Source organism: Nostoc sp. XA010 (assembly GCF_020829625.1).
Classification (GTDB): Bacteria; Cyanobacteriota; Cyanobacteriia; order Cyanobacteriales; family Nostocaceae; genus Nostoc.
Genome location: NZ_JAIVFX010000022.1, coordinates 69,258 through 82,205 on the forward strand (window position 1 = coordinate 69,258; position 12,948 = coordinate 82,205).

Sequence of the window (12,948 nt, forward strand, 5' to 3'; positions counted from 1 at the left end):
CAGATTCATCCGACGACTGCTGAAAATTAGCTACAACTCCGTAATCTAAGAATTAAAATAATTTATAATACTTAATTAAGTTTTGTAAGGGAAATTTAGCGCCAAACCGGAGTGGAAATTTCCTTCTATGGGGATTGTGCAAGACACACCCCGCCACTTGTGAGTTTATCTTGACTTAAACCCCCTGAATTAGTTAAAAAAAATTCCAGCGTTATGGGGCAATAGAGTAACTTGCAAAACCCAATTCAACATAACTCTTGTGGGGTGGGCGTTTTGGCGCCCAGTAGATGTAATTTAAATATGGAACAGCTTACCTAATTTTTTCCTGCGGACTTGACAAATATTCACAATATGTGTGCCATAATGTCACGAGTCAATAGTCTATACCTAATTTTGTAGCTCCCCTACTAAGGCGCTTGATGCATTTTATGTTTACTATTAAGCGATAAATAGCTTTCTATAAATACAGGTATAAAGTTATATAGATTACAGATAAAGGAGTAAAAAACTCCTGGAATGTCTCAAAACAGACTAGTTTAGTCTAAACCGAAGCCACAAAAAATTCTATTGTAGTTACATTAAGAGGTTTTAATGAATTTGTTGGATATACAAAAACGTAAGGTTGACCTGCCCCCCGATACAGATAATCAAAGGGTTTCTAGCTTTCCAGAAGCTGGGTATCCACGTCCACAGTTACAGCGATCGCACTGGCTAAATTTAAACGGTGAGTGGAAGTTCGCTTTTGACGATGAAGGACGATGTGTTCAACCAGTCGATATCCAGGAGTGGAGTCATTATATACAAGTTCCCTTCGCTCCCGAATCTACCAAAAGTGGTATTGGTGATACAGGTTTTCATCCAAACTGCTGGTATGAGCGAGAATTTGAAACACCTGAAGGTGACGGCAGATTATTACTGCACTTTGGGGCTGTGGATTACCGCGCCCGTGTTTGGGTGAATGATAAATACATGATAGAGCATGAAGGGGGACATACTCCTTTCACGCTGGATATTACCACAGTTTTGAATGACACTGGCATAACTAAAGTAACAGTCTGGGCCCAGGATGATCCTGGTGACCTTGCCAAGCCTAGAGGAAAGCAGGATTGGCAATTGGAACCGCATAGTATTTGGTATCCTCGCACCAGTGGTATTTGGCAAACAGTCTGGATTGAGCGCGTAGGTAGAACTTACATCGATAGTATTCGGTGGAGTCCCGATTTCGAGCGCTGGGAAGTTGGTTGTTATGCTGCGATCGCAGGTGATGCCCCTGCTGGTATCCAAATCAAGGTAAAACTGAGCATTGGCAATAACGTGTTGGCAAACGATACCTATGAAGTGTTTAACGGAGAAATTGGCCGTCGCATCTCCCTTTCCGATCCAGGTATCGACGACTACCGCAACGAATTGCTGTGGAGTCCAGAAAAGCCGACTCTAATGGATGCCCACGTTGAACTTTGGCATAACAATCAACTATTGGATGAAGCCAAATCCTATACAGCAATGCGGACTGTAGGGATACAGCGCGATCGCTTTATGCTCAATGGTCGTCCTTATTATTTACGCTTAGTTCTCGATCAAGGCTACTGGCCCGATTCGCTAATGACAGCACCGGACGATGGGGCATTGCGGCGCGATGTCGAACTCACCAAAGCAATGGGTTTTAACGGAGTCCGTAAGCACCAGAAAATTGAAGATCCGCGATTTTTATATTGGGCAGATAAGCTGGGGTTGTTAGTATGGGAAGAGATGCCCAGTGCATATCGTTTCACACCTAAAGCAGTGGAACGCACAACGCGAGAGTGGGCTGAGGTGATTAGGCGGGATATCAGCCACCCCTGTATCGTAGCTTGGGTAACGTTTAATGAATCCTGGGGAGTTCCGAATCTGGTTGAGAGTGCGGCTCACCGAAACTATGTTTTGGCAATGTATCACTTAACTAAAACTCTCGATCCGAGCCGCCCAGTGATTGCCAACGATGGCTGGGAAAGTACGGATACAGACATTCTCGCTATTCATGACTACGACACCCACCCACAACGATTAGGTCATCGCTATGGGCCAGAAGTAAAGCTATCAGATTTGTTTGACCGGAAGCGTCCTGGAGGGCGCATCCTGACACTAGATAACTTTCCGCATCAGGGACAGCCAGTGATGCTGACTGAGTTTGGTGGTATTGCCTATGCCCCTGTTGAAAACCCCGATGCAGATAAAGCTTGGGGATATGAGCGTTGCTCTAATATTTCCGAGCTAGAAATTAAATACGCTACTCTGCTCGAAACAATTAATGATATCGAGTTGTTTAGCGGATTTTGCTACACCCAATTTACAGATACTTTCCAAGAAGCTAACGGTTTATTATACGCTGATCGCACGCCTAAATTTCCCATTGAGGCGATCCGCGCTGCGACCCTTTCAGGACAAGGATTATGTACTCCCACAAGCTGTTAAAGCCGGATGGTCGCCCACTGACCTTATATAGTCGATACCCGATTGCCGATAATATTATCGCCACTAGCCCTAGTAATGAACCTGTGCAGGCTAATCCCCACCTGCGCTGGCATCCTTTACGCGGCGAATGGGTTGCTTACGCTTCTCACCGTCAAGGGCGGACTTTCATGCCGCCCCCAGAATATAACCCCCTTGCACCTACTACGAAACCGGAGTTTCCTACAGAACTTCCCCCAGGTAAGTATGATGTGGCGGTGTTTGATAATCGCTTTCCCTCAATGGCTCAAACGGCACACGATCCGCCGGAGTGTATTGTGGAAACATTGCCTGCTAATGGGGCGTGTGAAGTGGTGGTTTTTGCTCAAAATGCCCAAGCTTCCCTTAGTTCCCTGGAACTGGAACACCTTGATCTGCTCTTAGAAGTATGGGGCGATCGCACCCGCGTATTAGGAGCAAATCCCCAAATTCAGTACGTGCTGCCTTTTGAAAACAAGGGTGTAGAGGTGGGTGTAACATTGCACCATCCTCACGGGCAAATTTACGCCTATCCTTTTACACCGCCTGTGCCAGCGCGGATGCTGTCAATGCAGCAGGAGTATTATGAAAAAAATCGGCGGGGTTTACTGCAAGACTTGATTCAGAAGGAAATTGCAGACAATCAACGGATTATTTATCAAGATGAGTATGCGATCGCATTTGTCCCGGTATGCGCTCGTTACCCCTATGAAGTTTGGATTGCTCCTAAAGAACCAGTTGGCACTTTTATGGATCTTACTCCAGAGCAACGTTGGGGACTTGCTAAAGCGTTAAAAACTGTCACTCTCAAGTATGACGGCTTGTGGAATCGTCCATTTCCTTACTTGATGGCTTGGTTCCAAGCACCAACTGACGGTTTAGCCCATCCCGAAGCCCATTTACACGCCGAGTTTTTTCCACCATATCGGACAAGCGAAAGGCTGAAGTATCTAGCGGGAACTGAACTTGCAGCAGGGATGTTTGCCAATGATGCTTTACCGGAGGAGAAAGCGAAAGAGTTACAAGCTGTAATGGTAAATATTGAAGAACCAATTTCGGCGTGACCGAAATTAATGGGATACAAGCCCCGTCTTTTAAGGACGGCTTTATGGGAAACTAGATATAGTCGCCATAGGGCATTGGGAGACTATAAACGAACGTCGAGGGATGGTAAGACTAATTCGATTTAGCACAACCCAATGAAGCGTTAAGGAATCCTCGGACTTTAGGACGAGGAGGTATGTCAAAAACCTACCTATTTATTCCTGTTTGTCCACTTCTTGAACAACAAATTGTCTTAACCGTTCCTTCTAATGGGGGACGGTTTTTAACTTTTCTGTAATACTGTTTCACTTCTTTTAAAGTTGCTGTGTAACGTAGGGTGGGTCAATTTTTGTAGGTTGATGCAACAAAGGTGCAGGGCGATACAACAAAGGTGCAGGGCGATACAACAAAGGTGCAGGGCGATACAACAAACATGCAGGTCAGTGCATCAAAGGTGCGAGTCTATACAACAAAGGTGCAGATCAAGAGACTTGTGTGTACACCATAGCCGAAATCTATATAACTCCAGGCTGGATTTTGATAGTTCTCTTATAAGCCTTCTGATAGTGTATTTCTCCAAACAAAAGAGTTTAGGCTGGGGGTGTTTAGTTATAAAAATGAGAGGTAATAGCTATGCCTAGTGGACATGCTAGCCATAAAGGCGCTTCTAATAAACCCAATGTTAATACCAATGGAGTAATTGATGATGCTGCTGATGGATCATTAAACCCTGATGATCTCTTGTCTGAGGAGCAAACTAACACAGAAGTCCATAGAGTCGAAGAAGCTGTTAAGTATCCTCCTGCTACCGAACGCCCAGGTGAAAAATCAAATACTAATACCTGAAGTAACTATAAGACTCATATTTGATTTTTGAAATATATAAGGTGCGTTATGGCTAACGCACCTTATATATTTAGATTTTTTTCAAAAAAGTGTAGCAACCTGCTAACAAGCAGTATCGAGTGATTTCAATATACAAAAATCTCCCTCTATACCGTTAGGTAAGAGGGGGAGATGGCTAAGTCAGAGGATTTAAAAATTTTCAACCAAATTTACTAGCGGTTGAAGCTATGAGGAATGCTCCATAGGTAAGGATGTAGCCAACTGTGAAGTGAGCTAGACCTACTAACCAACCCTGGACAATAGACAGAGCAACAGGCTTATCTTTCCAGCGAACTAAGTTAGCTAACGGAGTGCGTTCGTGTGCCCAGACTAGGGTTTCAATTAACTCTTGCCAGTACCCACGCCAGGCAATCAAGAACATGAAACCAGTTGCCCAAACCAGGTGTCCAAAGAGGAACATCCAAGCCCAGACAGACAAATTATTTGTGCCGTAGGGGTTATAACCATTAATCAACTGAGCGGAGTTAGCCCAGAGGTAATCACGGAACCAACCCATTAGGTATGTGGAATTCTCGTTGAATTGAGCGACGTTACCTTGCCAAACACCTAAATGCTTCCAGTGCCAATAGAAAGTTACCCAACCAAGGAGATTCAGCATCCAGAACATAGCGAGATAAAAAGACTGTTCCCAAGAGGAAGTTTGGCAAGTACCGCCCCTACCAGGCCCATCGCAGGGGAAGGTAAAGCCGAAGTCCTTTTTATCAGGCATCAATTTGGTACCACGGGCATCCAATGCGCCCTTGACACAAATTAAGGTAGTGGTGTGCAAACCTAAAGCGATCGCATGGTGAACCAAGAAATCACCAGGCCCAATGGTCAAGAACAGGGAGTTAGTACCGGAGTTGATCGCTTCTGTCCAGCCTGGTAACCAAACGTTACCGTAGTTGGGCCAAGCTGTGTAGGCGATACTATCTGGGTTAGATAATAAAGTATCCATCCCATACAGCAGTTTCCCGTGAGCAGATTGGATGAATTGAGCAAATACTGGCTCAATCAAAATTTGCTTTTCAGGAGTGCCAAAGGCAACTACAACGTCGTTGTGGACGTAGAGGCTAAGAGTGTGGAAGCCTAAGAATAACGACACCCAACTCAAGTGTGAGATAATCGCTTCTTTGTGCTGAAGTACACGCTCCAGGACGTTACCTTTATTCTGCTCTGGGTCGTAATCCCGAACCCAGAAGATGCCAGCATGGGCAAACGCACCAATCATCAAGAAACCAGCAATGTACTGGTGATGGGTGTACAGCGCCGCCTGTGTTGTGTAGTCCTTAGCCATAAAGGCGTAAGGAGGCAGCGAATACATGTGCTGCGCTACTAATGATAATGCAGTACCTAACGCTGCCAGGTGTATGGACAACTGGAAGTGTAGGGAGTTGTTGTAGGTGTCGTACAGCCCTTGGTGTGGTAAGTTGAACTGACCTTCAGTTTGGACACCAAAGAAATTCTTGGCATTGAGCATCTCTTTGATGCTGTGACCAATGCCGAAGTTAGTCCGGTACTGGTGACCAGCGACAATAAAGATAACTGCGATCGCTAAATGGTGATGAGCCATATCGGTCAGCCATAGCGATTCAGTTTGGGGATGAAAACCACCCAAAAAAGTCAGAATTGCTGTCCCTGCGCCTTGAGATGTGCCAAACACATGCCCTGGCGTTTCAGGATTCTGAGCGTACACACCCCAATCCCCTCTCCAAAAAGGTGCTAAACCTGCTGGATGAGGTAAAGTTGTTAGGAAATTTTCCCAACCAACATGAACACCGCGAGATTCGGGAATAGCAACGTGAACAAGGTGTCCGGCCCAAGCCAGAGAACTAACACCAAACAAACCTGCCAGGTGATGATTCAGGCGGGGTTCAGCACTCTTGAACCAAGCCAAGCTAGGACGGTACTTGGGTTGCAAGTGCAGCCAACCAGCAAACAAGAATAATGCTGCTAACAGCAGAAGAAACACTGAACCCTGGTAAAGGTCATTGTTCGTCCGCATCCCAATGGTGTACCACCAGTGGTAGACACCAGAGTAAGCAATGTTAACAGGATGGTTAGCGCCCCCTTGGGTAAAAGCTTCTATTGCTGGTTTACCAAAATGAGGGTCCCAAATCGCGTGGGCAATTGGGCGAATATGCAGAGGATCTTTAATCCACTGTTCAAAGTTACCTTGCCAGGCTACGTGGAACAACAGACTAGATGCCCACAGGAATATGATTGCCACATGACCGAAGTGAGTAGCGAAAATCTTTTGGTAAAGATTTTCCTCTGTCATGCCATCATGGCTTTCAAAATCATTTCCCATAGCCATCGCGTACCAGAGCCGACGTGTAGTCGGGTCTTGTGCGAGATCCTGGTTAAACTTAGGATATTTTGTGGCCATGCAATTTAATTACATCTCCTTAAACGCTAATCCAAGTTGCTAGTTCTAATGAACCGACAACTTTTTGTAATTGAATCAGCACCCTTTCAGCCTTAAATTGGAGGTTAATCTAATCTAAATAGCAAAAGCTGGTGGTATTGAAGGTAAAACAGTCTTAATTCTTGGACTTACATCCTTAGGCGTATGATGCAATTCATTTCCATAAAAGTAATAAACTAATTAATTACTACCATTTCCATCTAACTTTCGGAGGATATTATTGTTAAATGAACTTGTAGTCTTAAATACAGTCCCCAAGCCGCAAAGGTTAGCAAATTTCTCATTAGAATGAGCTTAATATTTTGTAAAACAATACCATAGAAAAATTGATTTTTTTGACAATATGTAACAGAATATTAAGCTCAAATTTACAAAAAACTTAGTAAGCTGTGATTCCAAAAGTTTGTACTTTTTGTGTTACTGAGTTAGGTGAATTACTTAGGGGTTAATAATTCCGTAGTAAATGGCGACAACAAATAACAAAGCCCCCAGTGCCAGGGTAAAACCATAGCGAACTCGTGGATCAGGTAAGTCTTGATTGGTAATTACACTATCGCTTTGTACCTGAGTCATAGGTTCAGTTTTCCCAGGTTCTTGGGGATTTATATAGTTAGGTGTGTCCTCTGCGACGGGAGGATTATTTTCTGTTGTTATGTTTTGAGTCTCTTGGGATTTCATGGTTTTTTTTGATGTCTTTGTAGCTTTTACGCTTTCATAATTTCAAAAATTTATTAATGACTACATCGTTCTTAAGAATTACCTTGGCTTCATGTGCGGTTCTCCTAGAAGAGTTACCCGATGTCAAGTTAATTTGTAATTGAGAATACGCTTTTCTCAGTAAATATTGAATGCCAAACTCGATATAATACCGTAGCCACGTTTTTCTCAAACCATAGACATACGCATATAAACACAGATGAACTTCATAATTAGTCTGTATTCATCTGTGGTTACTAATTTTGTATGAATGAAGAAGCCTCCAAAAAACTAGAGTTAATCAGGCAAATCTTGGGTGAAACCCAAGTGCAAGGTGTGCGCTTACGCGGTACAGACTGGTTTGCCTGGGCGACAGGTGGCGTTTCTACTAAACAATTAGATTTTTTTTATCCTTTACTTTTTGAGAACATAATATGTTAGATTAATATTAAAATATAATGAGATAATAATATGAAAGTCAAAGGAATAAAACGCGGTCAAAATATAGAAATATTAGAGCAATTAAATAATATACCTGATGGAACAGAAATAATTATAAACTTATAATTTGTGGAAAAGCAAATATCGGAACCAAAAATAAATTTAACACAAGAAGAGAAATTAGCTAAATTAAATAACCTATTTGGGGTGTGGAAAAATAAACCATATTTAACAGAAGTATTTGTAGAGATTGACCAACAACGTCATACTTCCCAAGGTAGAAGCATAGACTCAATTGATAATCAGGATAACGGCTAATGTATCTGTTAGACACTAACATTTGCATTGCACTTCTCAAAGAAAACCCCCAAGCAGTGAAAAAACTTAATCGCTACTTTAGCCAATGTTATCTATCAACAATTATAGTTGCGGAACTTTATAAAGGCGTTTACTATTCTCAACAGGTGTCCAATAACCTAGAAAGTTTGCAGCAGTTTACTGACCTATTAGCCATAGAACCATGTGACTTAGAAGCAGCTATTGAATTTGGTAAAATTCAAAGCGAACTCAAAAAAGTTGGTAAACCAACTAGAGAATTAGATGCATTAATTGCTGCTGTTGCTCGTTCTCACAATGATATTCTCGTGACTAATAACATCAAAGATTTTACTAATATTCTTAACTTACAATTAGAGAACTGGTTAGACAATTAGACATAGATTAATTGTACCATTTTGAATACCAACCTTAGACAGACGCAGGCAGACGTAGATAAGTTTGATAATCATCTCTATCTATCAGTGTTTTTCCTATGAACGAAGAAGTCTCTAAAAAACTAGAGTTAATCAGGCAAATCTTGGGTGAAACCGAAGTGCAAGGCGTGCGTTTGCGCGGTACAGACTGGTTTGCCTGGGCGACAGCTGGCGCTTCTAACACTGTGCTGCTTACTGCTGAAAGTGGCGTAGCAGAAGTATTAGTAACTACTGAAGATGCTTGGGTATTGACGGATGAAATTGAAGTGCAGCGTCTTAAGGATGAAGAACTACCTGCTAATTTTAAAGTTCATGTCAACCCTTGGGCTGATGGTGCTACCCGTGAGTCTTTTGTGCGCGATCTAACTGGCGGCGGAAAAGTAGTTAGCGATCGCCCCATCTCCAATTTAGAACAGCCGTTACCTCTATCTCTGCAATCTTACAAACGGGTAATGATGTCAAGTGAATTAGAGCGATATCGCCAAGTTGGACAAAAAGCTAGTCAGGCAATGACAGAAGTACTCAAAGCCGCCAAGCCAACTTGGACAGAATATCAGTTAGCGGGTGCGGGTGCAGAGGCGTTATGGGCGAAAGGCTTGCATCCGGCGCTGACACTGGTAGCGGGTGATAGGCGTTTACCGCTATACCGTCATGCTACAGCCACAGCAGAACAAATTGGACGGCAAGCGATGCTGGTGTTTTGCGCTAGAGGTTACGGTTTGTATGCAAATCTGACTCGATTTGTTTGTTTTGGTAAGCTCTCAGACGAACAGGCCGAATTGCATTCCCATGTGCGCGAAATAGAAGCAGTAGTTTTAAATTTATGTCAACCCGGAACCACTCTTGATGCAGTTTATCACGCACTAGCTCAAGCTTATGAACAGCATGGATTTCCCAATGCCATCCGGGAACATCACCAGGGAGGAACCACTGGATATTTAGCGCGAGAAATCGTAGCAAATCCAAGCACTACTGATACTTTGGCAGAAGGTATTGCTGTCGCTTGGAACCCTAGTTTAACTGGGGCAAAAATTGAAGATACTTTTGTGATTCTCAAAGATGGAAAGTTGGAAAATCTGACTTTTGATCCAAATTTCCCTAATGTTGAGGTAGAAGGAAGATTGCGCCCTGTACCTTTGTATAATTAAAAATTATGGATTTTCAACAAGTATTCGGTAAACCACCTGAAACTAAAGCGAGTGCGCCAGGAAGAGTAAATTTACTAGGCGAACATACCGACTATAATGACGGGTTCGTTCTTCCAACTGCGATTCCTCAAAGTACCACGGTACAGCTAGGTTTTAGTAGCGATAGCCAGCATCACTTTTACTCGGAAAATTTAAACGAGCAAGTGAGCATTTCAGATATCAATCATCAGCCGTCTGGATTTGCCAGTTATATTTTTGGCTGTATTGAGCTTTTGCAAAAAGCAGAATATACAATACCGCCGCTTTGTGTGTACGTCAAATCGTCGGTTCCTATGGGTTCAGGTTTGTCTAGCAGCGCCGCTTTGGAAGTGGCAACCCTTCGGGCATTACGCCAACTTCTGAACCTTCCAATTGATGATGTTGAAATCGCCCAATTCGCCCAGCAAGCAGAAATTCAATATGCTGGCGTGCAATGCGGAATCATGGATCAGATGGCTTCTAGTTTGGCTGACACTGAACATATCTTATTTTTAGATACTCGGACTTTAGAACGCCGCGTGATGCCTTTGCCTGAGAAAGCGGAGATTTTGGTTATTGATAGCGGTGTACCCCGCACACTTGCAGGTAGCGGCTATAACCAGCGTCGGGCTGAGTGTGAAGAGGCGGCGCGATCGCTCGGAGTGAAAGCATTGCGAGATATTACTGATGTTAATGTAACAAAAACATTACCTGAGCCTCTACAGCGTCGTGCCCGTCATGTAGTTACAGAAAATAACCGCGTTTTAGAAGTATTGCAGGGAGTAACATCTGAGCGCTTTGGCAAATTGATGAACGCTTCCCACGCCAGCTTGCGAGATGATTACGAAGTTTCAGTACCAGCCCTTGATAGGTTGGTAGAGATTTTGCAGAAAACAGAAGGAGTGTTTGGTGCAAGACTCACGGGTGCAGGCTTTGGGGGAGCAAGTGTAGCTTTGGTTAGATCGGGTGAGAGCAAAGGGATTGCAACTCATGTCCTTGAACAATACAACCAAGCAGGTTACAAGGGACGAATTTTGGTTCCTTCTTTGGAATTGATTGATGCAGCCTAAACCATCTCAAACTCTAATTGATGACTCTTGAGAAAATCATGGGTGAAATGATCCACCACATTTGTATCAGCTAGTTCCAAATTATAAAAATCTACAGCTTCATGGTCAAAATAGGGGCCAGCGTGCCAAGTACCCTCATGTAGCTTGATAAAACAATTCCCCGGAATGCGGAAAGCAGCAATCTCTTCTAATGCCGGTTCATTTACATCATTATTAGGAGGACAAACTGCAATTAACCAATCCTTCCCTGACAAAGAACCTAGACACTGAGTGCATTGCACATGGCGAGTAATTTTGTGAAATTTTCGCCCTCTTTTTTCCAACCGCATAATATAAAACCGTGGAATCCCATTATGCAGGTTTAACTGGGCATCTTCCACATCATAACCTTTGCCATCAAGACTTGCAAAAATCACCTGTCCATAACGTCGAAAGTTTTCAGAACTTACCCATTGTGCTTGCAATTGTTGTAATGTCTTTGATGTACTCATATCAAAACTTTGAGAGAGATTACTTAGGTTTATTTTCTCCCAAAATGACTAAGTTTTATCCAGTCATAATGGTGACTTCCTGAGTTTAAATGCTCTACATTATTATGAAAAAATAATCTCAGCTTGCTAAATAACTACGTACTTGTTCTTTTTGCCGTCGGAGGAGGCTAAGGGCTTTTTGCTCTATCTGACGTACCCGTTCTCGACTAATACCCATGCGATCGCCAATCTGTGCTAAAGAAAGTTCATATCCATCAGTCAGACCAAAGCGCAAGGTTAATATTTCTCGCTGCTGGGGAGACAGCTTTGCCAACAAGTCTTGTAAATCTTGGTGCAAAGATTCTTCAACAGCATAGTCTTCAGGAGAAGGCCCATCATCCTCCAGTATGTCCTGCAATTCTGTATCTTGTTGTTCACCAACTCGCGCTTCCAAGGAAAACGGTTGACGCGCCAAGTACAAACACTCTCTAACTTGGCTAGGTGTCAAAGATAAGGCGGTAGCAATTTCAGCAGTAGTTGGAACGCGACCTAACTGTTGAGATAATTCTCGCTGCACCCGTTTAATTTTGTTCAGTTTCTCAAAGACGTGGATAGGTAAACGAATTGTTCGTCCTTGTTGAGCGATCGCTCGTGTAATTCCTTGACGAATCCACCAGTAAGCGTAGGTAGAAAACTTATAACCAAGAGCGGGATCAAATTTATCCACTCCTCGCTCTAAACCCAAAGTACCTTCTTGAATTAAATCCATAAATTCCAGGTTCCGGTGCTGGTATTTCTTCGCAACTGCTACCACTAACCGCAGATTAGCCTGAATCATTTTCTGCTTGGCTTGATGTCCTAAATTTAGCTGTTGCTCTACCACCTCAACACTTAACTCCACCTGATGTGCCCATTCTTGCAGCGTGGGTTCGTGATTTAATTTCACAGCTAATTCTTCTTTAGCAGCTAGTAAATTCATCATCTGCTGCACTTGTTCGGCAAAAATAACCTCTTGTTCACGAGTCAACAAATCTACACGCCCGATTTCTTGCAGATAACTACGCACAATATCATCTGTAGCTCGAGGTTTTTTATCTGCGGCTAAACTTTTTTTCTTCGTTTTTTGAACTTCGGTAGGTGGAGATGTTAAGTTGCTCATGGTTATTTACTCCTCTGTAACCTCATCAATTTATTGGTATCAAGTCTAGATATTCAGACCCATAGCCATTTCACACTGCTAATCAATCAATTAGCAATACTGATGAATTTTGGTCTATGATACATTACAAGTCAATTCTTGGAGATAATAAACCCAAAATCAACCCACTCCCTAATAATAACATCATCAGTAGTGACAAATCAATTACCTCAAGTATCATTACCATATTTTTTAAACCAATTACACTGCTTTATTATTGATATTTGCATATCTGTGAAACATAATTATTATTGATTTACTTATCTAATACACTTTATGAGTAAATTAAACATTGCCCCGATAATGATTTTATTACAAAAAACAACTTAATA

General features: G+C 42.7%; 11 protein-coding genes and 1 pseudogene. 8 read left to right on the forward strand and 4 right to left on the reverse strand.

The annotated features are described in order from the left end of the window. Positions 1-591 precede the first annotated feature (591 nt). From LC608_RS25325 to LC608_RS25335, 3 genes are all read left to right on the forward strand, one after another. Complete coding sequence (locus LC608_RS25325; RefSeq protein WP_229556201.1) at positions 592-2,451, forward strand: glycoside hydrolase family 2 protein; 1,860 nt, start codon at positions 592-594, stop codon at positions 2,449-2,451. Further along, positions 2,430-3,530 (forward strand): galactose-1-phosphate uridylyltransferase, encoded by a 1,101-nt coding sequence (gene galT / locus LC608_RS25330; RefSeq protein WP_229556202.1) that lies wholly within the window; start codon positions 2,430-2,432, stop codon positions 3,528-3,530. Before LC608_RS25325 ends, galT begins: the two co-directional genes overlap by 22 nt. 613 nt (positions 3,531-4,143) lie before the next feature. Further along, on the forward strand, positions 4,144-4,356 hold the full coding sequence (locus tag LC608_RS25335; RefSeq protein ID WP_229556203.1) for a hypothetical protein: 213 nt from the start codon (positions 4,144-4,146) through the stop codon (positions 4,354-4,356). Between the two features lie 199 nt (positions 4,357-4,555). On the opposite strand, the gene psaB is transcribed toward LC608_RS25335, so the two are convergent. Together psaB and LC608_RS25345 are read right to left on the reverse strand one after the other, a co-directional pair. Next, positions 4,556-6,784, reverse strand: coding sequence for a photosystem I core protein PsaB (gene psaB, locus LC608_RS25340; RefSeq protein WP_229556204.1), 2,229 nt, complete (start codon positions 6,782-6,784; stop codon positions 4,556-4,558). A gap of 477 nt (positions 6,785-7,261) precedes the next feature. Beyond that, on the reverse strand, positions 7,262-7,501 hold the full coding sequence (locus LC608_RS25345) for a hypothetical protein (protein WP_229556205.1): 240 nt from the start codon (positions 7,499-7,501) through the stop codon (positions 7,262-7,264). 285 nt (positions 7,502-7,786) lie between these two features. Between LC608_RS25345 and LC608_RS25350 the strand changes: the two genes are divergently transcribed. From LC608_RS25350 to galK, 5 genes and pseudogenes are all read left to right on the forward strand, one after another. Beyond that, entirely contained in the window at positions 7,787-7,960 is a 174-nt protein-coding gene (locus tag LC608_RS25350; RefSeq protein WP_229556206.1) for a hypothetical protein, read from the forward strand. 30 nt (positions 7,961-7,990) lie between these two features. After that, a pseudogene (locus LC608_RS25355) lies at positions 7,991-8,278 on the forward strand (hypothetical protein). Continuing rightward, the gene (locus LC608_RS25360; protein WP_229556207.1) at positions 8,278-8,673 is read left to right on the forward strand and encodes a type II toxin-antitoxin system VapC family toxin; all 396 of its coding nucleotides are present in this window, start codon (positions 8,278-8,280) and stop codon (positions 8,671-8,673) included. Before LC608_RS25355 ends, LC608_RS25360 begins: the two are co-directional and overlap by 1 nt. Before the next feature lie 98 nt (positions 8,674-8,771). After that, complete coding sequence (locus tag LC608_RS25365) at positions 8,772-9,860, forward strand: Xaa-Pro peptidase family protein (protein WP_229556208.1); 1,089 nt, start codon at positions 8,772-8,774, stop codon at positions 9,858-9,860. 5 nt (positions 9,861-9,865) lie between these two features. Then, positions 9,866-10,948: a galactokinase gene (gene galK / locus LC608_RS25370; RefSeq protein WP_229556209.1), complete on the forward strand. Its 1,083-nt coding sequence runs from the start codon at positions 9,866-9,868 to the stop codon at positions 10,946-10,948. Here galK and LC608_RS25375 read toward each other — a convergent pair. Next, positions 10,945-11,439: an ureidoglycolate lyase gene (locus LC608_RS25375; protein WP_229556210.1), complete on the reverse strand. Its 495-nt coding sequence runs from the start codon at positions 11,437-11,439 to the stop codon at positions 10,945-10,947. The genes galK and LC608_RS25375 overlap by 4 nt on opposite strands. Positions 11,440-11,557: 118 nt before the next feature. Further along, positions 11,558-12,577: an RpoD/SigA family RNA polymerase sigma factor gene (locus tag LC608_RS25380; protein ID WP_229556211.1), complete on the reverse strand. Its 1,020-nt coding sequence runs from the start codon at positions 12,575-12,577 to the stop codon at positions 11,558-11,560. Positions 12,578-12,948 lie beyond the last annotated feature (371 nt).

Coding starts and splice junctions, on each gene's coding strand:
- LC608_RS25335 (WP_229556203.1), top strand. CDS start 4,144: ATGCCTAGTGGACATGCTAGCCATAAAGGCGCTTCTAATAAACCCAAT.
- galT (WP_229556202.1), top strand. CDS start 2,430: ATGTACTCCCACAAGCTGTTAAAGCCGGATGGTCGCCCACTGACCTTA.
- LC608_RS25380 (WP_229556211.1), bottom strand. CDS start 12,577: ATGAGCAACTTAACATCTCCACCTACCGAAGTTCAAAAAACGAAGAAA.
- LC608_RS25360 (WP_229556207.1), top strand. CDS start 8,278: ATGTATCTGTTAGACACTAACATTTGCATTGCACTTCTCAAAGAAAAC.
- LC608_RS25365 (WP_229556208.1), top strand. CDS start 8,772: ATGAACGAAGAAGTCTCTAAAAAACTAGAGTTAATCAGGCAAATCTTG.
- LC608_RS25325 (WP_229556201.1), top strand. CDS start 592: ATGAATTTGTTGGATATACAAAAACGTAAGGTTGACCTGCCCCCCGAT.
- LC608_RS25345 (WP_229556205.1), bottom strand. CDS start 7,501: ATGAAATCCCAAGAGACTCAAAACATAACAACAGAAAATAATCCTCCC.
- LC608_RS25375 (WP_229556210.1), bottom strand. CDS start 11,439: ATGAGTACATCAAAGACATTACAACAATTGCAAGCACAATGGGTAAGT.
- psaB (WP_229556204.1), bottom strand. CDS start 6,784: ATGGCCACAAAATATCCTAAGTTTAACCAGGATCTCGCACAAGACCCG.
- galK (WP_229556209.1), top strand. CDS start 9,866: ATGGATTTTCAACAAGTATTCGGTAAACCACCTGAAACTAAAGCGAGT.
- LC608_RS25350 (WP_229556206.1), top strand. CDS start 7,787: ATGAATGAAGAAGCCTCCAAAAAACTAGAGTTAATCAGGCAAATCTTG.